The organism is Mycobacterium hackensackense (assembly GCF_025822555.1).
Lineage (GTDB): Bacteria > Actinomycetota > Actinomycetes > Mycobacteriales > Mycobacteriaceae > Mycobacterium > Mycobacterium fluoranthenivorans.
Genome location: NZ_JACKUC010000028.1, coordinates 229,064 through 253,224, shown reverse-complemented (window position 1 = coordinate 253,224; position 24,161 = coordinate 229,064). Strand labels below are relative to the sequence as shown.

General features: G+C 67.8%; 25 protein-coding genes. 12 read left to right on the top strand and 13 right to left on the bottom strand.

The window, feature by feature from the left end:
• Positions 1–165: 165 nt before the first annotated feature.
• From H7J86_RS02885 to H7J86_RS02875, 3 genes are all read left to right on the top strand, one after another.
• A complete protein-coding gene (locus tag H7J86_RS02885; RefSeq protein ID WP_267289254.1) occupies positions 166–1,296 on the top strand; it encodes a nitronate monooxygenase in 1,131 nt (376 codons plus the stop codon).
• A 253-nt stretch (positions 1,297–1,549) separates the two neighbouring features.
• Positions 1,550–2,113 (top strand): TetR/AcrR family transcriptional regulator, encoded by a 564-nt coding sequence (locus H7J86_RS02880; protein WP_267289252.1) that lies wholly within the window; start codon positions 1,550–1,552, stop codon positions 2,111–2,113.
• Position 2,114: 1 nt separating this feature from the next.
• On the top strand, positions 2,115–4,361 hold the full coding sequence (locus H7J86_RS02875) for a molybdopterin-dependent oxidoreductase (protein ID WP_090360690.1): 2,247 nt from the start codon (positions 2,115–2,117) through the stop codon (positions 4,359–4,361).
• Here the strand turns inward: H7J86_RS02875 and H7J86_RS02870 are convergent.
• Complete coding sequence (locus tag H7J86_RS02870) at positions 4,351–4,779, bottom strand: hypothetical protein (RefSeq protein ID WP_267289250.1); 429 nt, start codon at positions 4,777–4,779, stop codon at positions 4,351–4,353. The genes H7J86_RS02875 and H7J86_RS02870 overlap by 11 nt on opposite strands.
• Before the next feature lie 223 nt (positions 4,780–5,002).
• Here H7J86_RS02870 and H7J86_RS02865 point away from each other — a divergent pair, with 223 nt between their 5' ends.
• Positions 5,003–6,259 (top strand): cytochrome P450, encoded by a 1,257-nt coding sequence (locus H7J86_RS02865; protein ID WP_267289248.1) that lies wholly within the window; start codon positions 5,003–5,005, stop codon positions 6,257–6,259.
• A 3-nt stretch (positions 6,260–6,262) separates the two neighbouring features.
• Here the strand turns inward: H7J86_RS02865 and H7J86_RS02860 are convergent, their stop codons facing one another.
• Positions 6,263–7,123 carry an alpha/beta fold hydrolase gene (locus H7J86_RS02860; RefSeq protein WP_090360695.1) on the bottom strand — a complete coding sequence of 287 codons (861 nt, stop codon included), beginning with the start codon at positions 7,121–7,123 and terminating at the stop codon, positions 6,263–6,265.
• Positions 7,124–7,150: 27 nt separating this feature from the next.
• Positions 7,151–7,468 carry a hypothetical protein gene (locus tag H7J86_RS02855; protein ID WP_267289301.1) on the bottom strand — a complete coding sequence of 106 codons (318 nt, stop codon included), beginning with the start codon at positions 7,466–7,468 and terminating at the stop codon, positions 7,151–7,153.
• Between the two features lie 156 nt (positions 7,469–7,624).
• Here H7J86_RS02855 and H7J86_RS02850 point away from each other — a divergent pair, with 156 nt between their 5' ends.
• From H7J86_RS02850 to H7J86_RS02840, 3 genes are all read left to right on the top strand, one after another.
• Positions 7,625–8,359, top strand: coding sequence for a helix-turn-helix domain-containing protein (locus H7J86_RS02850; RefSeq protein ID WP_267289299.1), 735 nt, complete (start codon positions 7,625–7,627; stop codon positions 8,357–8,359).
• A gap of 96 nt (positions 8,360–8,455) precedes the next feature.
• Positions 8,456–9,187 carry a FadR/GntR family transcriptional regulator gene (locus H7J86_RS02845; RefSeq protein ID WP_187095647.1) on the top strand — a complete coding sequence of 244 codons (732 nt, stop codon included), beginning with the start codon at positions 8,456–8,458 and terminating at the stop codon, positions 9,185–9,187.
• On the top strand, positions 9,184–9,861 hold the full coding sequence (locus H7J86_RS02840; protein ID WP_267289246.1) for a sterol desaturase family protein: 678 nt from the start codon (positions 9,184–9,186) through the stop codon (positions 9,859–9,861). Before H7J86_RS02845 ends, H7J86_RS02840 begins: the two co-directional genes overlap by 4 nt.
• Here H7J86_RS02840 and H7J86_RS02835 read toward each other — a convergent pair.
• Both H7J86_RS02835 and H7J86_RS02830 read right to left on the bottom strand, forming a co-directional pair.
• Positions 9,852–10,580 (bottom strand): L,D-transpeptidase, encoded by a 729-nt coding sequence (locus tag H7J86_RS02835; RefSeq protein ID WP_276064952.1) that lies wholly within the window; start codon positions 10,578–10,580, stop codon positions 9,852–9,854. The two genes, H7J86_RS02840 and H7J86_RS02835, sit on opposite strands and share 10 nt — an antisense overlap.
• Before the next feature lie 146 nt (positions 10,581–10,726).
• Positions 10,727–11,980, bottom strand: a complete 1,254-nt coding sequence (locus H7J86_RS02830; protein WP_267289242.1) for a DUF7159 family protein — start codon at positions 11,978–11,980, stop codon at positions 10,727–10,729.
• Between the two features lie 263 nt (positions 11,981–12,243).
• Between H7J86_RS02830 and H7J86_RS02825 the strand changes: the two genes are divergently transcribed.
• Positions 12,244–13,701: a peptide MFS transporter gene (locus tag H7J86_RS02825; protein ID WP_090361516.1), complete on the top strand. Its 1,458-nt coding sequence runs from the start codon at positions 12,244–12,246 to the stop codon at positions 13,699–13,701.
• Between the two features lie 366 nt (positions 13,702–14,067).
• Here H7J86_RS02825 and H7J86_RS02820 read toward each other — a convergent pair whose 3' ends face one another.
• Complete coding sequence (locus H7J86_RS02820) at positions 14,068–15,051, bottom strand: threonine ammonia-lyase (RefSeq protein WP_267289240.1); 984 nt, start codon at positions 15,049–15,051, stop codon at positions 14,068–14,070.
• 47 nt (positions 15,052–15,098) lie between these two features.
• Here H7J86_RS02820 and H7J86_RS02815 point away from each other — a divergent pair, with 47 nt between their 5' ends.
• Both H7J86_RS02815 and H7J86_RS02810 read left to right on the top strand, forming a co-directional pair.
• Positions 15,099–15,551, top strand: a complete 453-nt coding sequence (locus H7J86_RS02815; RefSeq protein WP_090360708.1) for an acyl-CoA thioesterase — start codon at positions 15,099–15,101, stop codon at positions 15,549–15,551.
• Positions 15,552–15,555: 4 nt separating this feature from the next.
• A complete protein-coding gene (locus tag H7J86_RS02810) occupies positions 15,556–15,981 on the top strand; it encodes a DUF6188 family protein (protein WP_090360711.1) in 426 nt (141 codons plus the stop codon).
• A gap of 27 nt (positions 15,982–16,008) precedes the next feature.
• Here the strand turns inward: H7J86_RS02810 and H7J86_RS02805 are convergent, their stop codons facing one another.
• The 3 genes from H7J86_RS02805 to H7J86_RS02795 form a co-directional block, all read right to left on the bottom strand.
• A complete protein-coding gene (locus tag H7J86_RS02805; protein WP_267289238.1) occupies positions 16,009–16,437 on the bottom strand; it encodes a hypothetical protein in 429 nt (142 codons plus the stop codon).
• Positions 16,438–16,612: 175 nt separating this feature from the next.
• On the bottom strand, positions 16,613–17,941 hold the full coding sequence (locus tag H7J86_RS02800; protein ID WP_267289236.1) for a glutamine synthetase family protein: 1,329 nt from the start codon (positions 17,939–17,941) through the stop codon (positions 16,613–16,615).
• On the bottom strand, positions 17,938–19,377 hold the full coding sequence (locus H7J86_RS02795; RefSeq protein ID WP_267289234.1) for an APC family permease: 1,440 nt from the start codon (positions 19,375–19,377) through the stop codon (positions 17,938–17,940). Before H7J86_RS02795 ends, H7J86_RS02800 begins: the two co-directional genes overlap by 4 nt.
• 173 nt (positions 19,378–19,550) lie before the next feature.
• Between H7J86_RS02795 and H7J86_RS02790 the strand changes: the two genes are divergently transcribed.
• On the top strand, positions 19,551–20,306 hold the full coding sequence (locus tag H7J86_RS02790; RefSeq protein ID WP_187095656.1) for a MetQ/NlpA family ABC transporter substrate-binding protein: 756 nt from the start codon (positions 19,551–19,553) through the stop codon (positions 20,304–20,306).
• 61 nt (positions 20,307–20,367) lie between these two features.
• On the top strand, positions 20,368–20,964 hold the full coding sequence (locus H7J86_RS02785; protein ID WP_267289232.1) for a winged helix-turn-helix domain-containing protein: 597 nt from the start codon (positions 20,368–20,370) through the stop codon (positions 20,962–20,964).
• Here H7J86_RS02785 and H7J86_RS02780 read toward each other — a convergent pair.
• The 4 genes from H7J86_RS02780 to H7J86_RS02765 form a co-directional block, all read right to left on the bottom strand.
• Positions 20,874–21,272, bottom strand: a complete 399-nt coding sequence (locus tag H7J86_RS02780) for a hypothetical protein (RefSeq protein WP_235632983.1) — start codon at positions 21,270–21,272, stop codon at positions 20,874–20,876. The two genes, H7J86_RS02785 and H7J86_RS02780, sit on opposite strands and share 91 nt — an antisense overlap.
• 14 nt (positions 21,273–21,286) lie before the next feature.
• Entirely contained in the window at positions 21,287–21,955 is a 669-nt protein-coding gene (locus H7J86_RS02775; protein ID WP_267289297.1) for a YoaK family protein, read from the bottom strand.
• Positions 21,956–22,001: 46 nt separating this feature from the next.
• Positions 22,002–23,114 carry a glycosyltransferase gene (locus H7J86_RS02770; RefSeq protein ID WP_090360723.1) on the bottom strand — a complete coding sequence of 371 codons (1,113 nt, stop codon included), beginning with the start codon at positions 23,112–23,114 and terminating at the stop codon, positions 22,002–22,004.
• 80 nt (positions 23,115–23,194) lie between these two features.
• On the bottom strand, positions 23,195–24,112 hold the full coding sequence (locus H7J86_RS02765; RefSeq protein ID WP_267289230.1) for a dienelactone hydrolase family protein: 918 nt from the start codon (positions 24,110–24,112) through the stop codon (positions 23,195–23,197).
• Positions 24,113–24,161 lie beyond the last annotated feature (49 nt).

Genomic DNA, 24,161 nt, shown 5'->3' with positions numbered 1-24,161 from the left:
GCACTGTTAATATGACTTTCAGAAAACGGTAATGCGATTCTCGGTCACTGTCGAGGCACGGAGCTACGCCAACGGTTGCCGGGGTCTTGCCCTGGGCACCCCGGCGTCGCCTAAACTAGAACACGTTTCAGTCGTCCGTTTCGCGATCGTCCCCAAGGAGAAGGCATGCATACCGCCCTCTGTGACCAACTCGGCATCGATCTGCCGATCTTTGCCTTCACCCATTGCCGCGATGTCGTCGTCGCCGTGAGCAAGGCCGGCGGCTTCGGCGTGCTCGGCGCCGTCGGCTTCACCCCCGAACAGCTCGAGATCGAGCTCAACTGGATCGACGAGCACATCGGCGACCACCCCTATGGTGTGGACATCGTCATCCCGAACAAGTACGAGGGCATGGACTCGAACATGTCCGCCGACGAGCTCAAGACCACCCTCAATTCACTCGTCCCGCAGGATCATCTGGACTTCGCCAAGAAGATCCTGGCCGATCACGGAGTGCCGGTCGATCACAGCGACGACGATGCGCTGCAGCTGCTGGGCTGGACCGAGGCGACCGCGACCCCGCAGGTCGAGGTGGCGCTGCGGCACCCCAAGATGACGCTGATCGCCAACGCGCTGGGCACCCCGCCCAAGGACATGATCGAACACATCCACGCCGAGGGCCGTAAGGTCGCCGCGCTGTGCGGATCCCCGTCGCAGGCCCGCAAGCACGCCGACGCCGGGGTGGACATCATCATCGCCCAGGGCGGCGAGGCCGGCGGGCACAGCGGTGAAGTGGGCTCGATCGTGCTGTGGCCACAGGTGGTCAAGGAGGTCGCCCCGGTACCGGTGCTGGCCGCCGGCGGTATCGGCAGCGGCCAGCAGATCGCCGCGGCGCTGGCGCTCGGCGCCCAGGGCGCGTGGACCGGTTCGCAGTGGGTGATGGTCGAAGAGTCCGAAAACACCCCGGTTCAGCACGCCGCGTACGCCAAGGCCAGCAGCCGCGACACCGTGCGCAGCCGGTCGTTCACCGGCAAGCCGGCCCGCATGCTGCGCAACGACTGGACCGAGGCCTGGGAGAACCCGGACAACCCGAAACCGCTGGGCATGCCGCTGCAGTACATGGTGTCCGGTATGGCCGTGGCCGCCACCCACAAGTACCCCAATGAGACCGTCGATGTGGCGTTCAACCCGATCGGCCAGGTCGTCGGTCAGTTCACCAAGGTGGAGAAGACCTCCGCCGTGATCGAACGCTGGGTGCAGGAATACCTCGAGGCCACCAGCACGCTGAATCAGATCAACGAGGTGGCCTCGGTCTAGCCCCGCCGAACCAACTCCCCGGGTCGCTGCGCCCCCGCCCGCCGAAACCCGCGAATCCCGCCGGCCTCCGTTCTCCCGGACCGGCGGGATTCGTGCATTTCGGGGACGGGTCGCGCACCGTTTTCCACGCCACGGTCGCGATTCCCGTGCAGCCACGACCCTCGTGCAGAAATCGGCGGACGCCGACTCTTGCCCGACGCCGTTCTATGTATGATGCTCTACATAATCGAACGTCCGAAAGGACTCCGGCGCTATGGCCAGCCCACGTGACCGCATGATCGTCTCCGCAGCGCTGCTGATCCGCGAACGTGGCGCGCATGCCACCGCCATCTCCGACGTGCTCGAACACAGCGGCGCGCCCCGCGGCTCGGCGTATCACCACTTCCCCGGCGGACGTACCCAACTGCTCTGCGAGGCCGTCGACTTCGCGGCCGAGCACATTGCGCGCCGGATATCGTCAGCCACCACTGCTCTCGAGGCACTCGACCTCATCGTCGAGGACTTCCGGAACCAGCTGACAGACAGCGGGTTCCGAGCCGGCTGCCCGGTGGTGGCCGTGGCCGTGGAAGCGGACAGCACCGATGTCATCGCCCGCGCCGGCGCCGCGTTCACCAGGTGGATCGCACTCATCGATGAGCTTCTGCAAGCTGACGGCGCGTCGCCGGACCATGCCGCCGAGCTCGCCATGCTGGTCACCACCTCGATCGAGGGCGCGGTACTGGTGGCCCGCACGACCGGCAACAGCACCGCGCTCGACCTCGTCCACCGGCAGTTACGCGCCCTCGTAACCGCCGCATCCGGCGAACGAAAGGCCTGATATGACCGACACAGCCGAGTGGCACCCCAGCGCCTGCATTCTCTGTGAGTGCAACTGCGGCATCGTGGTGCAGCTGGACGGCCGTACCCTGTCCAAGATCCGGGGCGACAAATCCCATCCCGCTTCGCAGGGGTACACGTGCAACAAGGCCCTGCGGCTGGACCACTATCAGAACAACCGGGCCCGGCTGACCACACCGATGCGCCGCCGGCCCGACGGCAGCTACGAGGAGATCGACTGGGACACGGCGATATCCGAGATCGCCGAAGGGTTCGCCCGAATCCGCGACACCGTGGGCGGGGACAAGATCTTCTACTACGGCGGCGGCGGACAGGGTAACCACCTGGGCGGCGCCTACAGCGGGGCGTTCCTCAAGGCGCTCGGCGCGCGGTATCGGTCGAATGCGCTGGCCCAGGAGAAGACCGGCGAGTTCTGGGTGGACAGCCAGCTCTACGGCGGGCACACCAGAGGCGAATTCGAGCACGCCGAAGTGTCGGTGTTCGTCGGGAAGAACCCGTGGATGTCACAGAGCTTCCCGCGGGCCCGCACCGTCCTGCAGGACATCGCCAAGGATCCGGACCGCGCGATGATCGTCATCGACCCCGTGATCACCGATACCGCCAAGCTCGCCGACTTCCACCTTCGCGTGCGCCCGGGTACCGACGCGTGGTGTCTGGCCGCGCTGGCCGCCGTCCTGGTGCAGGAAAACCTGTGCGACGAAACCTTTCTGGCCGAACACGTCACCGGCACCGAACCGGTGCGCCAGGCACTGGGCGCCGTCGACGTGGACGATTTCGCGACGCGCTGTGGCGTCGACGCGGACCTGCTGCGGGCCGCGGCGCGCCGGGTCGCAGCCGCGTCGAGCGTGTCGGTGTTCGAGGATCTCGGTATCCAGCAGGCACCCAACAGCACCCTGTGCTCCTACCTCAACAAGATGCTGTGGATCCTGACCGGCAACTTCGGCAAACGCGGTGGGCAGCACCTGCATTCGACGTTCGCGCCGCTGTTCGGTAGCGGCGGCGTCGGGCGCACCCCCGTCACCGGCGCCCCGATCATCGCCGGGCTGGTGCCCTCGAATGTGGTGGCCCAGGAGATCCTGACCGATCACCCCGACCGGTTCCGGGCCATGATCGTCGAGAGCAGCAACCCGGCGCATTCGGTCGCCGACTCGGCCGCGGTACGCGACGCGCTGTCCGCGCTGGAGCTGCTCGTCGTCGTCGATGTCGCGATGACCGAGACCGCCCGGCTGGCCCACTACGTGCTGCCTGCCGCCAGCCAATTCGAGAAGGCCGAGGCGACGTTCTTCAATCTGGAGTTCCCGCACAACACCTTTCACCTTCGCCATCCTCTGCTGCAACCGGCGCCCGGCACGCTGCCCGAACCGGAGATCTGGGCCCGGCTGGTGCGCGCTCTGGGCGTCGTCGACGACGCCGAGCTGCAGCCGTTGCGCCGGGCGGCCACCGAGGGACTGGATGCGTACACGCAGGCGTTCTTCACCGCCGTCGGGGCGAATCCGGCCTTGGGCCGGGTGCTGCCCTACGTCCTCTACGACACGCTCGGGCCCACCCTGCCCGACGGTCTCGCCGGCGCTGCCGCGCTGTGGGGGCTGGCGCAGAAAGCGGCGCTCACCTATCCCGAGGCGGTGCGCCGGGCCGGCCATGCCGACGGCAACGCGCTGTTCACCGCGATCCTGGCCAGCCCGTCCGGGCTGACCTTCACCGAGCACGAGTATGCCGACGACTGGGACCTGATCAGCCACGCCGACCACAGGATCGCGCTGACCATCCCCGAACTGCTCGAGGATCTGAAAGCGCTGGCGTCGGGCCCATCGCCACTGACCAGCGCCGAGTTCCCCATCGTCCTGTCGGCCGGCGAGCGCCGCGCGTTCACCGCCAACGACATCTTCCGCGACCCGGGCTGGCGCAAGCGCGATGCCGACGGAGCCTTGCGCCTCAGCGTGCAGGACGCCGATGTGCTCGGACTCGCCGACGGCGACCGGGCCAGGATCACCACCTCGGCCGGCAGTGCGGAGGCCTCGGTGGAGGTCAGTGCCGCGATGCTGCCCGGGCATGCAGCGCTGCCCAACGGGTTCGGTCTGGATTTCGTCGCGGCCGACGGCTCAGCGGTGGTGCCGGGCGTGGCACCCAACGCGCTGACCTCGGCGGACTGGCGCGACGCCTACGCGGGGACACCGTGGCACAAACATGTGCCGGCCCGCATCGAGGCCGTAGTAGCCGTCAGGGCGTGACAGGAGCCGGCGCGGCGGCCGGGTCGCCCGGGGTGAGCGGCGTGTTCGGGCCGGGCACCGGCGCCGGGTTCGGAGTGTCCATACCGCGCTGCGCGAGCCCCAGCACCAGCGCTTCCTTACCGCTGATCTCGCGGTTCTGCACCGCGTTCCACAGATCCCGCAGGTAGCTCACGCGCGGTGATTCGGCGCCGGCCATCACGCTCGGGTCCATCGTCGAACCCGGCGGAAGGGCATCGGGGCTGGCCAGGTGCGGCACCCCATCGCCGGACGCGCCCGACGCGACCGGCGCATCCGCGACGGGCACCGGCGGCTGCGGCGGTGCGTCCGTGGGATCGGCCGCGGCCGGCGCGGCCAGCAACAGTGCCGCCACGCCACCGACGAGCGCGGTCAGTATTTTCGTCTCGACGTCGATCGCCACCGATGCCCCCTTCCCCACTGCCGGACCGGACTGGTCTATGGGTAGTTCTCCCCGGGTACCGAAATTGTTACACCTGTGCCCCCTGTGACTTTGGGGATTCGGCTGGGAAATGCCGTTGTGTCAGGAGGTGCCACCTTGTCCGACTCCGAGACACCGGGGCGTCGCGTGGTGTCCAATGCGGGTAGGGGGACCCATTATCTACCGTCGCCATGGGAGTGCATCGATGCCGAGCCCGAATCTGCCGCCTGGGTTTGATTTCACCGATCCCGATATCTACGCCGACCGGCTACCGGTCGATGAGTTCGCCGAGATGCGCCGGGTGGCGCCGATCTGGTGGAACGAGCAGCCCGACGGTGTCGGCGGGTTCGGCGACGGCGGCTACTGGGTGGTGACCAAACACAAGGACGTCAAAGAGGTCTCGCGGCGCAGCGATGTCTTCTCCAGTCTGGAGAAGACGGCCCTGCCCCGGTACAAGGACGGCACCGTGCAGGCCCAGATCGACACCGGCAAGTTCGTCCTGCTGAACATGGATGCCCCGCATCACACCCATCTGCGCAAGATCGTGTCGCGTGCGTTCACGCCGCGCGCGGTGGAGCAACTGCGCGCCGACCTGGCCGAGCGGGCCCGCCAGATCGTGGCCGCGGCCGCCGCCGAGGGCAAGGGCGACTTCGTCGAGCAAGTGTCCTGTGAGCTGCCGCTGCAGGCCATTGCCGGTCTGATGGGCGTGCCGCAGGAGGACCGGATGAAGTTGTTCCACTGGTCCAACCAGATGGTGGGCGATATGGATCCGGAGTTCGCGAACAACGACGCGATCAGCGCGTCGGTCGAGCTCATCACCTACGGCATGCAGATGGCCGCTGAGCGGTCGGCGAAGCCGGGCGAGGACCTGGTCACCAAACTCGTCCAGGCCGATGTCGACGGGCACAAGCTCTCCGATGACGAGTTCGGGTTCTTCGTCATCCTGCTCGCGGTCGCCGGGAACGAGACGACGCGCAATTCGATCACCCAGGGCATGATGGCGTTCACCGATTTCCCGGACCAGTGGGAGCTGTTCAAGCGGGACCGGCCGGGTACCGCGGCCGACGAGATCGTCCGCTGGGCAACGCCTGTCACCTCGTTCCAGCGCACCGCACTCGTCGACACCGAGTTGGCCGGCGTGCCGATCAAGAAGGGCCAGCGGGTGGTGATGTTCTACCGCTCGGCCAATTTCGACGAGGAGGTTTTCGAGGAACCGCTGCGGTTCAATATCCTGCGCGACCCGAATCCCCACGTCGGCTTCGGCGGGACCGGCGCCCACTTCTGCATCGGGGCCAACTTGGCCCGGATGACGATCGATCTGATGTTCAACGCCATCGCCGACGCGATGCCCGACCTCACCTCGCTGGCGAAGCCGGAACGGTTACGTTCGGGCTGGCTCAACGGCATCAAACACTGGCAGGTCGACTACTCGGGGGCAGCCAAGCAGGCGGTGCCCACCTGAGCCTCAGCGTTCGAATTCCGCCGGGTCCGTCGTGGAGATGAGCTCATCGATGAGGTCCACCACCACCTCCGGCGCCTCCACCTGCGCGAAATGCCCGACATTGGGCAGGATTTCGAGCCGGCAATCGGGCCTGGCCTGCAACGCCGAGTAGGCGTGATCGACGGGGATGATGTCGTCCTTCTCGCCCCAGATGGCCAGGACGGGCAGCCCCTCGCGCAGGTTCAACCGATTCAAGGCACTGACGGACTGGCCGCGGTAGTCGACGACCGATCGCAGGGTGCGGATGAACGCCTCCCGGGTGCCGCGGTCGGCGAACGACGAATACGCGTTCCAGATCTCGGCGCCGCGCGGCGAGCGCAGTCCCATCGAACTGAACCACGACCTGGCCGCATTCCCCGCGCGCAGCACCGGGGCGGGCGCGATCACCGGCATCACGAACTCGGCCCCCGGCGCCGCCAGCAACCGCAGGATCCAGCCCACATCCGGGCCCAGTCCCCCACTGCTGATCAGCACCAGCCGGCGACAGTACTCGGGATGCTGGTAGAGAAACTGCATCGCGACACCGCCGCCCAGGGAATGTCCGACCACCGTCGCCGAAGCCACCCCGAGTTCGTCGAGCAGATCCCGCAACCCCACCGCGAACGCGCCGAGTGAATAGTCGGTGCGCGGCTTGGACGACTGACCGTGACCGATCAGATCGGGTGCGATCACCCGGTACTTCTTGGCCAGTTGGGGCAGCACCGCGCGCCAGGTGTGGGCACTGCCCGCCATCCCGTGGATCAGCAGCAGGACTTCCTCGCCCTCACCCACGTCCAGCACGGCCTGACGCATGCCATGGATCTCGACGAACTTCGGTTCGATCACTCCAGCTCCCGCCTGTTCCTCCCAAGCCTACTGATCGGTAACTTGATCTGACAGCCCCGGTCCGGCGTGGCGGCCGATGAGGGTGGGCGCGACGTCGGGATAGTCGATGATCGAGCGCCAATAATCCTCTCCGAGTTCGATATCCGAGCGCAGCACGATCGAGAGCCCGGCCGCCATCGCGATGCCGAGCAGCCCGAGCCACAGGCCGGCCAGGGCGATGACGACCCACAGCACCGACGTGAGCGTCGGCCACGGCGACACCACGGCCAGCGCGGGCGCGAAGAAGAAACCAGTACCGATGTACCAGGATGACCCGGCGCGATCGCATCGCAGGACGAACCTCAGCCAGCGTGGGACGGTCCTTCTCGGTCATACCCTCAGCGTGACCACCGCAGGTAAGTGCGGCAATTACCGCACAGGTAATGGTGCAGCGCGGTTGGTTGGCCGACACTGACAGTCGTGACCACCGCCCACGCGCAGAATCCGCCGTTCGGGACACTGATGCGGACCTGGCGGCAGCGCCGCCGACTCAGCCAGCTCGACCTCGCCCTGGAGGCCGACGTTTCGGCCCGGCACGTGAGCTTCATCGAGACGGGCCGGTCGGCCCCGAGCAGGTCTATGGTGCTCAAACTCGCCGCGGCACTCGACGTGCCCGCGCGTGAGCAGAACCAGCTGCTGCTGGCGGCCGGGCTGGCGCCGGTCTACACCGAACGCACCCTCGACGATCCCGGGATGTCAGCGGTGCGTTCCGGTGTCGAACGAGTTCTGGCCGCCTACAACCCGTTTCCCTGCCTCGCGGTGGATCGCGGCTGGAATGTGCTGCAGGTCAACGCCGGAACCGCACTGCTGCTCGAGGGCGTGGCGGCGCACCTGATGGAACACCCCAATGCGCTCCGGATCTCGCTGCACCCCGACGGCCTGGCACCGCGTATCCGCAACCTGGCCCAGTGGCGCCACCACGTCATCGGCCGGTTGCGGCGCGAGGCGGCGGTCAGCGGATCGGCGGAGTCGGCGACCCTGCTGGCGGAGATCGAGTCGTATCCGGGCGGGGATTCCGGCGCACCCGATCTCGGCGGGGTGGTCGTCCCACTGGAACTCGACGGTGACGACGGTGCGGTGCTGAGATTCCTGAGCACGGTGACCACCTTCGGCACCGCGCTCGATCTGACCGCCGCCGAGCTCAGCATCGAGGCATTCCTGCCCGCCGACGAGTCCACGGCAGAAGCCCTGCGCTGACGACGCGTTCATCGTGCGCCGCACATCGGCGTCCTGGATACCGAATGACTGGTCTTACCATTTGACCTCTGACCGCTTACCTGTGATGCTCGGGCCATGGCATTGCAGCCCATCAACCGCCGGTCGGTCTCCGAGGACGTGTTCGACCAGATCATCGCCGACGTCCTCAGCGGTGAGATGCAGCCAGGTGACGCGCTGCCCAGTGAACGTCGCCTGGCCGAAGTGCTCGGCGTGTCCCGGCCGGCCGTGCGCGAAGCGCTCAAACAGCTGACCGCCGCGGGCCTGGTCGACATCCGCCAGGGCGACGCCACCACGGTGCGCGACTTCCGCAAGCATGCCGGTCTGGACCTGCTCCCCCGACTGCTGCTACGCGGCGGGGAACTCGATCCGGCGGTCGTGCGGTCCATCCTGGAGACCCGCCTGCACAACGGTCCGAAAGTGGCCGAACTGGCCGCCTCCCGGCACCGGCCCGAACTGCGGGGGCTGCTCGATGACGCCATCGCGGCCCTGACCGTCGAATCCGATCCCGTCGAACAACAGCGCCACGCGCTGAACTTCTGGGACCACCTCGTCGACGGAGCCGACTCGATCGCGCTGCGGTTGATGTACAACACCCTGCGCGCCAGCTATGAGCCCGCGCTGCCGGCACTGGCCACCTTGATGGCCGCCGAGGTCGGCCGACCCGATGCCTATCGTGCCGTCGCGTCCGCCGTCACCGCAGGCGATACCGAAGCGGCAGCGCGGGCCGCTCACGAACTCCTCGAGCCCGCCACCACCGCACTGCTCGACGCGCTGGCAGCCCTGGAGGCAGCGGGGGCTCAGTCATGACCACCACCCCGACCCGGCGCGGGCCCACCCTCACCGGCGCCGCACGCGAGTTCGTCCGACACCCCTCCCCGTGGGTCCTCTGCGCGACCCTGCTGGCCGCGCTGACAATACGAATTCTGTACGGCCACTGGGGAATCGGCGATGCCGTCGTTCCATTGGCGATGCTGGCGCTGTTCCCGCTGCTGGAGTGGGCGATCCATGTGGTCATCCTGCACTGGCGGCCGCGTCGCCTCGCCGGTATCACCGTCGATCCCTTGCTGGCGCGCAAGCACCGCGAGCACCACGTCGAACCACGGGACATCCCACTGGTTTTCATCCCGTGGCAATCGCTGCTGTGGGTGCTTCCGCTGGTGGTGTTCCTCGCCGTCGTGGTCATCCCCGCCACCGGCGCCGGCCTCGGCCGCGGCCTGACCTTCCTGGCCTGGATGTCGCTTCTGGGCCTGGGCTACGAGTGGTGCCACTACCTCGTCCACACCGACTACAAGCCGAAAACCGCTCTGTACCGAGCCATCTGGCGCAACCACCGGCTACACCACTTCAAGAACGAGCACTACTGGTTCACCGTCACCACCAGCGGCACCGCCGACCGGCTGTTGGGCACCTACCCCGACCCGGCCACCGTCGCCACCTCACCGACGGCCAAGAACCTGCACGGTGTGGCGGATCAGGCCTGAATGATGATCGGGTCGCCGATGCTGACGTTGTTGTAGTACCAGGCCGCGTTGTCCGGACTCAGGTTGATGCAGCCATGGCTGACATTGGAATTGCCCTGGGAGCCCACCGACCAGGGCGCGGAGTGCACATACACGCCACCCCAGGTGACCCGCACGGCGTAGTTGACGGTGAGTTTGTAGCCCTCGGGATCGCTCAGCGGAATGCCGATGGTGCGTGAGTCCATGATGACGGGGTTCTGCTTTTCCAGCGCCGTGAACGTACCGACGGGCGTGGGGTGCTTGGGCTTACCCATCGAGGCCGGCATCTCCCGGACCACCTGACCGTCGATGCTGACGGTGAACGTGTGCGCACTGATGTCGGCGACACCGACCACCTGGGAGCCGGTCTCGAAGGTCGTCTTGAACCCGCCCACCGACATCGCGATGGTCGAATGGGCCGGCCAATAGTCACTGGGCGTGAAGCGCACCGTCGAATCATCCAGCCAGGCAAAGGATCCCGCGGGCACCTTGGCCGGCGCGAGCGAAGGGTCGGCCGCAGTGTCCACCGAGAACCTGATGCCGCGTTCGACCGCGTCGCGGTCGGACATGGGCCCGTCGAAGCTCAGGGTCACCGGATAGGCCACCCCGACGACTTCGCCAGCTTTGGGCGACACGGACACCAGGTGGGTGGATGTACCGGCCACCGCCGCACCGGACACGCCGGCCGAGGTCGTCGCCATCAAGGCGATCCCGGCGATGACGAGCACATACCGAAATACTCTGCGCAAGCTCCCAATCCTCCCTGGCGAACCAGAACGGCGATAGTGGACTACATCGTAGTTCGTTTCCGGCGGGACGAATGTTAGCCAGGTGCGCGGCGCGCGGGTCAGCCCTGCGGCGCGAGGATCACCGGGGCCGGGGCTTCGTTGTCCCCGCCGATCCGAAGCCGGTCACGGATCCGCTCCAGCAGCGGCTTCTTGGTGGGCGGGGCGATCACCTGCGGCGGCGCCGCGGGAATGATCGCCTGCGGCGGCACTGCGGCGGCAACCGCGGCATCCGGGGTCAGCTGTGACGGTGCGGCCTCCATCGGGGCGGCGGTGTTCACATCAGCAGGCGGCGCCGTGTCCGCGATATCGGCGGGAGCGGCCGCGGGCACGTCGGCGCTCACGTCGACCGGCGCCTGCGGTTCCGGCGCCGGGGGCGGTGCCTGCGGGGCCGGGGCCACCACGGCCATCGGTGCGGCCTCGGGCACCACCGCTTCGGGCAGCGCCGCAGACGCCGCCACCGGCCGCGGTGCTGCCACCGTCTGTTCGGGTGAGAGCGCGACCGCGAGCGCGACCGACGCCGACACCACGAAGGTGAGCACACCGGCTGCCAGCACACCGGTCAGCGCACCGGCCGGCGATACCCGGCGGGCGGGTGCGGCGTGCCGGCGGGCGCCCGCCGGCAGCAGGGCCAGTTCGTCGAACGGTTGGGACAGGCTGTATGACGAGGCCAGCGCGGCACCGCGAGCCAGCGCGAGTTGCGCCTCGGCGGGCGCGAAAACCGGGACCGACAGCGCCTCCTCCAGGCGCGGCAGCACCGACTCGAAACCACCGGAGGATCCCACCAGCACCAGAGCTTCGGGCTGCCAGTCGGCGCGCGTGAAGACGGTGCTCAACCAGCGGATGAGGGACTCGTCACTGTCGATCCCGTGATTGATCGCGGTCTGCACAGCGCCGTCGCCGGTGTGCACGATCAGCGCGATGACGGTGTCGGGCTCGACGACGCACACCGCGGTGGTCCGGTAGCCGATCACCTCGGCCGTGCCGCGGGCCAGCGCCTCGGTGGCTTCGGGCAGGCGGATCGGCACCACATTGCCGAATCCGCTCTCACTCAACGAGTCCATCAGCATGGACGCGTCGGCCCCGGCCTCATCGCTCCAGGTCACACCGATGGACTTGAGCCGGTGACCGCGCGCCGCCGAGATCGCCTCGACGGCCGCCGTCACCCGTTCGGTGGCTTCCCGCACGTCCGTCGTGCCGTCGACACTCAGCGAGAACGCGTCCCGGGCAGCACCGTCCTCGAGTGCGTCATCACCACCCACGACCACCAGACCCAGCGACGTAGGTGTCATCGACAAGCCGAGCACCGCGTCCACATGTACCCCTTCGGACCGAGACGGCCACAGAGCAAGGCGACCGCGCCGAGGCGATGCTGTCATCGTCTCGTTATCGGGCTGAGACTACCTCCGCGGCCCGCCTTCGGCCCAGCCCAAACCCGATCGCTTCCGAGTGCGCGTTTGCCCGCAGCCACCTCTGCTGTTATCAGCACCCGGTCGGTCCTTTGCTCGGCGAATGCCGCCAGGCGACACACGTGGCCGAACGGCGGTGCCGGCGACACCGCGCGTGGCAGGGTGACGACATGACGGGACAGCGAGAATTGCAGGCGCCGGGCACCCGAACCATCTTCGGGCACCCGATCGGGCTGACGAATCTGTTCGGCGTCGAGTTGTGGGAGCGGTTCTCGTTCTACGGGATGCTCACCATCCTCGGCTACTACCTCTACTACACAGCCGCAGAAGGCGGCTTGGGCCTGTCAAAGGCCACCGCCACCGGCATGGTCGGCGCGTACGGCGGGCTGGTCTATCTGTCGACGGTGCTCGGCGGCTGGATCGCCGACCGCCTGCTGGGGATGGAACGCACCGTCTTCTACGGCGGGGTCGTCGTGATGCTGGGTCACATCGCACTGGCGGTGCTGCCGGGGCTGAGCGGTGTCGGCGCGGGCCTGGTTCTGGTCGCGCTGGGTTCCGGGGCGTTGAAAGCGAATGCGTCATCACTGCTGGGCACGCTCTACGAGAAGGGCGATGCCCGCGCCGACGGCGGGTTCACGCTGTTCTACCTCGGCATCAACCTCGGTGCGTTCGCCGGCCCGCTGATCACCGGACTGCTGCAGACCAGGATCGGCTTCCACTACGGCTTCGGCGCCGCCGCCATCGGGATGGCGCTGGGTCTGACGCAGTACGTGGTGTTCCGCCGCAATCTCGACGGACACGGCCGGCATGTCCCGAACCCATTGCCCCGCAAAGCCATCGGAAAGACCGCCGGGGTCTTCGTGGCCGTCATCGTCGTCGTCGCCGCGGCGGTCGCGCTGAAACTGGTGACGCTTGCCAACCTGTCTCAGGTCACCACCGGTGTGATCGTCGTGGCCTCGGGCGCCTATTTCGCCATCATGCTCACCAGCGCCAAGGTGACCGGACCGGAAAAGGTGCGGGTGCGGTCGTTCATCCCGCTCTTCATCGCCAACGCGGTGTTCTGGTCGCTGTTCCAGCAGATCTTCACAGTGCTCGCGGTGTACTCCGACGAGCGGATGAACTGGTCGATCTTCGGGTGGACGGCACCGTCGAACTGGATCGGCTCGATCGAACCCGTATGGATCATCCTGCTGTCGCCGGTGTTCGCGGTGCTGTGGACCAAACTGGGCAACCGTGCGCCGACCACGCCACGCAAGTTCAGCTACGGCGTCATCGGCATGGGTGTCGCGTTCCTGTGTTTCGTCCCGCTGGCCGGTGTCAAGGCGGTACCCGCCCTGCTGATCGCCGTGATCCTGGGGGTGTTCGCGGTGTCCGAGCTGCTGCTGTCCCCGATCGGGTTGTCGGTCACCACCAAGCTGGCCCCGGATGCGTTCCGCGCACAGATGATGGCGCTGTACTTCTTCTCCGTGGGACTGGGCACCTCGATGTCGGGAGTGCTGGCCAAGTACTACGACCCGTCTCGCGAAGTGGCCTACTTCGGGATCCTCGGCATCGTGGCGATCGTCGTCGGAGTCGTCGTGTTCGCCGTGTCGCCGTGGATCAGCCGGCAGATGGACGGCGTGCACTGAGGCGTGTTCCTCGTCGCTTCGCTCGCCCCGCAACCAATCCCCCGTCGCTTCGCTCGCCCAGGATAGTTACGGCTACTCCACCCGATCTCTGCGAATCTGTGACCTTGCACGGCGCGGTTTCGGCGCGCGCTGCGGGAGAATCGAGTCACGGATCCCGTCCGGCCCAAGGAGGTGCCGATGAGCATATCCCTGCTTCACGACCCGACCGTCGACGTGCACGCGCACGGCTTGACCACGGTGTGCCGTCGCGGGATCGGACACTCCACGGCCTGCTGTTCATGCGGCTGGACCGGTACCCGACGCCGAATGAAAGCGGTTGCCGCACAGGATGCGTGGACGCACTGCCTGCAGCGGGGCTGCGACGTGTCAGTGCCGTTGGTCTTCGGCGGCTGACTGATCGAACAGGATATCCCGCAGCAGCGCCGGCTCGACATTGCCGCCGGACAGGATGATGACCGTGGGTCCCGGCGGTAAGGGGTGCCGACGGTAGGCGGCGAGTGCGACCGCGCCGCTCGGCTCACTGACCAGCTGCGCCTCGAACGTCAACTCCCGGACCGCCGAACGGATTTCGTCCTCGGTCACGGTGAGCACCCCAGACAGCACCTGTTGCAGATGCGCGAAGGTCAGCGCCGAAGGTTCCGACCGCAATCCGTCGGCGATGGTGCGGTTCCGATCGGCCACCGGCATCGACACGCGGTGCCCGGCCTGCAGGCCGGCCGCGGTGTCCGCGGCGAGTTCGGGCTCGACACCGAAGATCTGCGCGCGCGGGCACAGCGCTTTGACCGCCGTACCGATCCCCGAGGCGAGACCACCCCCGCTGACCGGGACGAGCACATTGGCGACATCGGGCAGATCCTCGGCGATCTCCAGACCGATGGTGCCCTGCCCGGCGATGACATCGGGGTGGTCGAACGGCGGGACGAGCGTCGCCCCGGTGCGCTCGACGAGTTCGGCGGCCACCGTCTCCCGTTGTCCCGCACCGCACAACACCACCTCGGCGCCGTACGCACGGGTCTTGCGAACCTTGATATCCGGCGTCTCCTGAGGCATCACGATCTGCGCGGTGATCCCGAAAGTCGCTGCAGCATAGGCCACGGCCTGTGCATGGTTGCCGCTCGAATAGGCCACCACGCCGCGCGACCGGACCGACTCGTCGATACGACCGACGGCGTTGAGGGCACCCCGCACCTTGAAGGCACCGATCACCTGCAGACTCTCCGGCTTGATCCACAACGGACGGTCGGGGTCACCCCACTGTGCGGGGACCAGCGGTGTGCGCACGATGCCGCCGTATAACCGCCGTGCCGCGGCGCGGATGTCCTCGAGTGTCACAAGGGTGGGGGGAGTCATCGGCGACCACGCTTCCATGGCGTCCTCACCTCAGGCAAGGTGAGCGGGTGAGTTCACCGACCGACCGGCCGTTCTCGTTTCCGATCGTGCCCCGCTATGCGGAGGTCGACCAGCAGGGCGTGGTGTTCAACGGCCACTATCTGACCTGGTTCGACGAGGCGTGCACGGCGTTCCTGGACCGGCTACCGGTGCACTACGAGGAACTGATGGCCGCAGGCTTCGATTTCAAAGTGGTGCACAGCGAGATCGACTACCTGGCATCGGTGCGCTGGCGCGACTCGGTGCGGATCGCCGTGGAGTGCGAGCAGATCGGCACCACCAGTTTCACCCTCGCATTCACCGTGTTACGCCACGGGACCGGCGAGGCCGAACATGCCGCGGTGCGCGGCCGCAACACCTACGTCGTGGTGTCGACCGACGACTGGACCAAGCGCCCCATCCCCGACGGGTTCCGTGCATCCCTGGCCTCTTGTGCGCGGGCGGCCACGCGCTCACAGTGAGAAGATGACCGAACAGTGGATCCAGGGGCACGTCCTGCAGCGGATCATGTTCCGCGACGGTCTGGTGCTCAACCTGGATCATTACAACGAACTCGTCATCTCCGCGCCGATGGAGCTGACGGTGCCCCCGATCGCGGGGGAAACGCGTGAAGTGTTCCCGATCGACCCGATGGCGGTGCGGCGGGAACAGAAGCCGCTCTTCGACTTCGCCGGCACCACCTGTACGCACGCCGAATGGGACGACGACGGCAGCCTGCACCTGCGGTTCTCCGGTGGGCAGGGTATCGATGTCCGCAGCGACGACCAGCACACCTCATGGGAGTTGTACGGCAAGTACCACGGCTATGCCGCATGCCTGCCGCACGGGCGCGTTCGGGTGGTCCGCCACGACCTCCCCGAATCGGAGACTGCTACACCCGGAGCGGGATGAGGTGTTGTCCCCCATCCCGCGTCCGGCTCAGTTGAAACCCACCCCGAAGATCGGGATCCACAACCCGAACAGCCAGATCCCCCATTGATGGAACCCGTTGTCCCATACCGGGTTCGCCTGGTAGCCCCAGTAGTTCACAGTCTGCGGGAGCGGGCCGCCGTTCCACTGGAACGCGGGCGGCGGGCCCCAGCCCCAGGGCGGCGGGCCCTGGCGGTCGTCCCACCAGTCGTGGCGGTTGTTGGCCCACCACACGCCCTTGTCCCAGTGATTGTCGAACCCCGGTCCGTTGCACCATGGACGGCAGTCGTTGCCGTGCCCATTCCCGTGCCCATTTCCGTGTCCGTTGCCATTTCCGTTCCCGGGTTGCGCCGACGCCACCGCACCCCCGAGGGTGGCGCCTCCCAATCCCAGGCTGCTGACGATCATGGCGCTCGCCACGATCTTTGCTACCTTCACCGTGCTCTCCCCACCGTGTTGCGTGCACCGTTCCAGGAAGGCGGCACACCGGCGACAGGCAGATCGAAGGCGGAGCAGGTCACTGCCGATCGGCCGCCATTCCTACCAAGGGTATCGGCGGTCGCCGCGGCGGTGTTACCCGCTCAGAAGTATCCACTGCCATCCGGCCGCGACGTCATGACGTCGCCAGGTAGCGGTTGCGCTCCCAATCGGTGACCTGGCTCGCGTACGCCAGCCACTCGCTGTGGGCGATGACAGCGAAATCGGCGACCGAATCCGCCCCGAGGATCTCGGTGATGGTGTCATCGCGGGTCGCCAGCGCGACCGCCACGGCAAGCGAATCGGGCAGTGGGGTGCCCGAGCCGTAGAGGTTGCCGGATCCGGCCGCGGTGGGCGGCCGACCCGCCTCGATCCCGGCCACGACGGCCGCCAGCGCGGCGGCCACCAACCAGTACGGATTGGCATCCGCGGACCCGGTCCGCAGCTCGATGCGGGTCGCCGCTGGGTCGGCTTCGATCAGCGAACGCACTGCGGCGCTGCGGTTGTCGCGACTCCAGGTGACCGTCGCCGGGGCGAATGAGTCGGGAACGAAACGGCGATACGCGTTCACCGAGTGCGCGCCGAACAAGGTGATCGACGGGAGGTGTTCCAGCAGGCCGGCGATCGCGTGCAGGGCGAGGTCGTTCTCCGCCCCGTTCACCGCGGCGAAGGCGGGCTCGCCGTCCCGCCACAACGAGATGTGCAGATGCGCAGAGCTTCCAGAGTGCTCGGCGAACGGTTTGGCCATGAAGCTGGCCAGTTTGCCGTGCTTACGGGCCACCTCCTTGGCCGCGTATTTGAGCCGGGCGCTGTCATCGGCGGCCTCCAGCGCGTCGGTGTAGACCAGATTGGTCTCCACCTGGCCTGGCCCGTACTCGGTCTGGATACCCTCCAAACGGGTGAAGGCACCGAGGACGTCGTAGAGGTCGGCCAGCACCGGATCCAGCGCGTTGGCATTCTCCAGCGAATAGGCGTGGATATCGTCCTGGTAGGTGGAACCGTCCGCACTGAGCAGGTAGAACTCGAGTTCCACGCCCACCTTGGCGGTGTAGCCCAGCCCGGACAGCCGGTCGAGCACCCGGCGCAGGACGGCACGGGGATCCAGCAGCGACGGCGACCGGTCGTGGCTGACGATATCGGAGATCACGTGCCCCACCCCGGGCCGCCACGGCACCGGGCGGAAAGTGGCGAGGTCAGGCACCGCGAACACATCCGGATAACCGCCGTCCCAATTGGTCAGCCGCAGACCGTCGATGACGGTGCCGTCGGCGTTCCAGCCCAGCGAAGCCTCGCAGAACGCGAACCCGCTGCCCTGGGCACGGTGCAGGAACTGCGCCGCCGGGATCCGTTTGCCCTGGGCGTGCCCGAACGGGTCGCTCCAGGCCACCTCGATCTCACGCAGCGACCCGTCGGCGAGCCGCCGCAACAGTTCTCGCTCGGCGGGGGCCTCGACGGTGCGGGTCACGACGGCACGACCTCGACCGGGTCGCCGACCCGACGGCCCACCACCGCGCCGACGAGGAACGACACCGCCAGCAGGCCGACGATGCCCCAGCCCAGCGCATTCGAGGTGGCCAGCCCCTCCAGATTCGTCAGGATCAACACCAGCGTGCCCACCAGTCCGACCAGGCCGATCGCGGGCGCGATGCGCACCCGCCACTGGGAGTAGCCGCGGCGGTCCCGGGCGAAGAACACCAGGACCGCCACGCTGGTGGCGATCAGCAGCACCACGAAACCGACCGTGGTCGCCGCCGCGAACCATGTGTAGAACTGCGTGATCGGATCGAGCTGGAACAACACTGCTGCCGCGATGCTGATCGCGACGACACCGGAGATCCACAGCGACGCCTTGTGCGGTGACCCGTGCGCGGCGTGCGCGACGCCGAGCGACTGCGGCAGCACGCGATGCTGCGAGAGCGCGAACACGTAGCGCGACGCCACATTGTGGAACGCCAGGATGCAGGCGAACAGGCTGGTGAAATAGAGCACGGTGATGATGTCATTGCCGGCGGTGCGGATGTAGGTCTGCGCGATATCGGACAGGAACGTGCCACCGGAGTCCGTCGCCTTGGCGACAGCCTGGCTGTCACCCCACGCCGAGATCAGTGCCCAGCTGGTGACGGCGTAGAAGGCGCCGATGAGGATGAGCGCAGCGTAGGTGGCGCGGGGAATGGTGCGTTCCGGGTCCTTCGCCTCATCGCGGAAGATCGCGGTGGCCTCGAAGCCGATGTAGCTGAGCATGGCGAACAACAGCCCGATCCCGAGCGATCCGGAGAACACCGTCGACGGCGTGAACACGCCGCCGGAAAGCCCGTGGTCGCCGCCGCCACGCACGACGATGACCAGGTCGAGGATGAGGATGATGGCGATCTCGGCCGTCAGCAACACACCCAGCACCCGGCTGGACAGCTCGATGTTGCGGTACCCGAGGTAGGTCGTCACCGCGAACGCGACCGCCGCGATGACCCACCACGGGATCTCGGGTCCGCCGAACAGCGTGACGACGCCGCCCCCGGCCGGCCCGAGCAGACCGTATACCCCGGCCTCCAGGGCGACATAGCTGACCAAGGCCAGGAAGCCGAAGCCGATGCCGATCGAGAAGCCAAGGGATTGGCGGATATAGGAGAAGAAGGCACCGGCCTCCTCGACGAACGGGGTCAGTGCGGTGAAGCCGACCGCGAACAGCAGCAGGATGACCGTCGACACGATGAAGGTCGCCGGGAACCCGGCTCCGTTGCCGTTGGCGATCCCCAGCGGAAAGACGCCGCCGACGACGCCGAGCGGGGCTGCCGCGGCGACCACCATGAACACGATGGAAGCCACGCCCAGATTGCCGCGCAGCTTGCGGGCCGACGGCGCCGGTCCGGTGAGATCGTCGGGTACCGCGGTGATTTCGGACATGCGTGACCGTGCTTTCGTGAGGTCTTCGATATTCGTTGAGCGGACCGTAGGCGGGGTCTTTCGCCGCGACCACGGCTGTGGTCAGCGTGCGTCAAAGGCCGTAACAATCGGACACAATCACGTGCCCGGGTGGCACATTGCGAACGGCGGCGGCATCAGTAGTGTTGCCGGACATGTCGACGAGTTCGGTGCGGTCGTTGGCCACCAAGGGTCTGCGACCGCTGCGGGTGGGTGCCACCCCGGTGCCGCACGCCGAGATCCTGGAGAATGTCCGTTCCGAACTCGCCGGCCACGGGATCGACCTCCAGGTCGCCGTGTTCGATTCCTTCGACGAGCCCAACGACTGGTTGGCGGCAGGACGGTTGCACGCCAACTACTTTCAGTACCTGCCGTTCCTCGAGGAGTTCAACCAGCGCACCGGCAGCGCGCTGGTGCCGGTGGTCCCGGTACATATCGAGCCGTTCGGCCTGTACTCCTCGCGATTCGACGCTGTCGCGGAGGTGGCCGAGTACGCCGAGGTGGCGCTGCCGTCCGATCCCGTCAACGCCGACCGGTCCCTGCGGATGCTGGACGGCCTGGGTCTGATCGAGTGCGCGGCCCGCCCGGGTGCGCTGGCCTCGGTCGCCGATGTGCGCGCCAACCCGCTGGGCCTGGTGTTCAAGGAACTGACCAGCTGGACGCTGCCCTCTGCGCGCGACGATTTCGATGTGGTGTTCCTGTTCGGGAACCAGGCGATGGAATCGAATGTCGACACCACCACCGCCCTGCACTGTGACCGCGCCAACCCGGCCTACGCCGAGTACCTGGTTGCGGCGGCCGATGGGGCGCGGCACCCCGATATCCAGGTGCTCGCGGCGGCCCTGAACAGCGCCTCCACCCGGGACTTCATCACGACGGCCTATGCCGGCCAGGTGATCGCCGCGTTCTGAGTTGGGAACATGGCGAGCCAAACCCTGGCGCGATCGCCACGCCGGCGGACACATTGGCACGATGTACCAAGCTGCCTCCCCGTCGCCTGAGGGTGTGGGCACGGTGCGGGTGGTGCTGACCTTTGAGGTGCCCGCCGGTTTCGTCGAACTTCCGATGCGCACGGCGCAGCTGGCCGACGAGTACGGCCGGATCATCGCGCGATCGGTACCAGGTGTGCGGGTGCGGCCCGCCGAGATCAGCACCGCCCGGTCCAGTCCACCCGTCGTGGTCACACCCCCGGCCGGTCTGGTCATCGGCCGCAATGACGCCTGGGTGGGCGGCGTCCGGCTACGGCTGACCCGTAGGGAGTTCGAGCTGCTGCGGCATCTGGCCGAGCGGCACGGACAGCCCGTTTCCCGCGGCGAGCTCATGGCGCAGGTATGGCGGGATCCGCAGGTGTCGGCCCGCACGGTGGACACCCATGTCCGCCGGCTGCGCACCAAACTCGGCGGCTACGCCCGGGCGCTGCGGACCGTCCGCGGATCCGGATACCGGTGGGAGCCGGCCGACCTGCCGGATCTCACGCATCACAACGTGACGGTCACCGGCCCGACGGCATTGCACACCGAAACCGTGGGACTGCCCGCCACCGCGCATCCGCGGCCGCTGGCCACGTAGGTCGCGCCGGGCCGATACGGCGCGAAGAAGACCTGGGCCGCGGCGGGGCCCTCGCTGGACACACACAGCGGCGCCGCGCCGGCACCCTTGAGCTCCAGGCACGCCACCTGCAACATTGCGTTGCTCTGGCGACAGGCCGCGACGGTGACCGTGGTGGTCACCATGGGGGTGCCCGACACCTGGGTCACCACCGGCTGCGCGAGCGTATAGGCGCAACCCGGTTGAGCCGGCGCAGCGGTTGCAGTGCCGACACCGCACACCCCCGCGCCGACCAGGAGCGGCAGAACACACGCAGCGCGACGTCTCACAGCTGGATCGTATGTCACTGCCAGGCATCGCGATCGACAATGAACAGCACCAGCGTGACGGCGAGAATCCCGGCGGCCACCCAGATGGCGTGCACCTCCCAGGCCCGGCTGAGCACCGCACCCAGGACCGCACCCGCGGCGAATGCGCCGATCAGCGCCGCATAAATGCCCCAGGCCTTCAGGGCGCCGGGCTTGTGGTCGACCAGTCCGTCATAGCCGGCCTCGACGAACCGCATCAGGTTTCCGGTGGTGGCCACCGGGAGGTAGGCCAGGTCGCCGATATTGCGGAACAACCCGATCTGCACGGCGGCCAGGAAGGAGATCGGCACGGTGACATAGCTGTGCGGCACCGACGACGGCACGAAGCCGATGATCACCAGCGCCAGCACCTGGACGCCCATCGTCCAGCGCAGCGGATGCGGAAGGTGACGTTCGGCGCGGCCGGACTTGATATGCGCCGCCACCGACACCCCGGCGATGAACGCCACGATCGGCCACACGTGGGCCATCGCCTCGGCGACGTGCCGTTGCGAGATGTCGAGTGCAAAGAAGATCACATTGCCGGTCTGCACGTTGGCGAACACGTGCCCGCGGACCGAGTAGGTGTGCGCGTCCATGAAGCCGTTCGTCACGGTGAGCAGCAGCGCGAACCACAGGGTGCGGGTACGTGCGGTGTCATCGATCCCCGGGTCGCTGCGCTCCTGCCCGCCGGGTGACATGGCGGTAAAACTACCCGCCGGCCGCGCCCAGCGCGTCGAGCATCCCCGCGGCCGAACGCGGCCAGGTGAACTGTTCGGCGCGGCGCCGCGCGCTGTGCCGGCGCAGCAGTTCCGGGCGGCTGATGACGGTGGCCACCGCGTCGGCGAGGGCATGCGGATCGTTGTCCGCGGTGGCACCGCTTTCGTCGGTGAGGATCTCGGCCAGTGCCGACGTCCGCGACACCACCGCCGGGGTCCCACACGCCAACGCCTCCAGCGCGGCGAGCCCGAAGGTCTCGTGCGGGCCTGGCGCCAGTGCGACGTCGGCGGACGCCAAGATGCCCGCCACCGTGTCCCGGCAACCGATGTACCCGGTGAAGTCGACCGGCAATCCCGCCGCCTGGCGTTGCAGCCGGGCTCGCAGCGGACCCTCGCCCACCACCACCAGCCTCGCGTCCAGTCCTGAATCACACAGTGCCGCAAGCGTATCGATGCTGCGGTGGGCATGCTTCTCCACCGACAGCCTGCCGCAGTGCACCAACAGGGTCTGCTGCGGCGCCGCCCACTGGCTGCGCACCTGCTCACTGCGCCGGCGCGGATGGAACTGCTCGAGGTCGACGCCGAGCGGGACGGTGACGACATTGCGGGCGCCGATCCGGTCGAACTCCGCGCGGGCGAATCCGGTGGTGCACACCACGGCGTCGTAGTTCGACGCGGTGCGACGGTTGGCGAAGTCGGCCACCCCACGGGCCGCACCGCTCGGAAGAACTTGCCCGACAAGGCGATCGAGCCGTTCGTGGGAGATCATCACTGTCGCGACGCCGTGCCGCCTACCCCACGGTCCGAGCGAGCGCAGGGTGAGCCGATCGGACACCTCCAGCGCATCCGGGGCCAGTTCCTCCAACAGTGCGGTCACCGGACCGGGCAGCACCGCGCGGTAGCCGCCGGTAAAGGGAATGAGCGCCGCCGGTAGGGAGAGCCGCACCACTCCCGACGCCAGCACCTGCCGGTCGCGGCGCGAACCCGGGACCACGAGGAAGACCTCGTGGCCGGCCGCGCAGTATTCGGCGCCGAGCCTGTCCACCGCGGTGCGCAGGCCCCCCGACCGGGGACCGTAGAAGTTCGCGACCTGGACAACCCGCATGTCACCATCAGATCGGCAGCCCGTGTGCGGACGAACACGCCCACTCGACGCGTCCCTTAACGGAGTGTGAACGCACCAGTTCAGGTGAGGTACTTCGAGAACCAGTCCTGTACCCGCTGCCAGGCGTCGGCGGCGGCCACCGCGTTGTAGCGCTCACCGGTGTCGTTGAAGAACGCGTGGTTCGCATCGGGTTCGGTGACCAGTTCGTGGACCATACCGGCCTTCTCCAGCGCCGCCCTGGCGATGGGTTCGGTCGCGTTCACCCGATCATCGAGGGCCCCGTAGAAGCCAAGTACCGCAGCTCCTTTGGAGCCGTCGAAATCAGCACCCTCGGGGGCCGGGCCGTAAAACGGCACGGCCGCCGCCAGGCGCGGCTCACCGGCGGCCAGCAACTGCCAGACCAGCCCGCCACCCATGCAGAATCCCACCGCGGCCAGTTTGCGCTCCGGTATGCGCCGGGCCAGTTCGTCGACGCCCGATTTGAGGTTGGCCACCAGGTCAGCGGCCGGGATCTTACCCAGGGCGGCGGTGGCCGCCGCCGGATCGGCGAAGCTGCCGGTACCGCCCTGCGGCGAGAGCAGATCGATCGCCAGCGCCGAGTACCCACTGCCCGCGAACCGGCCCGCCACCGATCGTGTCCAATCGTTGAGGCCCTTGTTCTCGTGCACGATCAGAACACCGCCCTTGGGTTCTGGTGCCTCGCTCCACGCCGCTTCGAGTTCGCCCTGCGGACCCGCCCAATTGACCGGCGCGGTGGGCAGGGTGTGCTCGGAGCCCGGCGGTGGGGCGATGGCGGCCGAAGTACCGGTGGCCGGCGTGCCCGCCGTGGTCGCCGGAGTGACCGCTTTCTTGTCGCTGCACGCGGCGATGAGCGCGCTCGCCGCGCCCGCACCGATGCCGAGCAGCGCCAGCCTGCGCAGTGCCTCGCGCCTCGACATGAGCCCGTCGACGTGGTCGGTGGCGATCTCTTCGGCGATGTATCGCTGCATCGGAGTCACCTCCGCGAGTATGCCCGCAGTTCCTTAAAGGCCACGAGCGATGGCACCG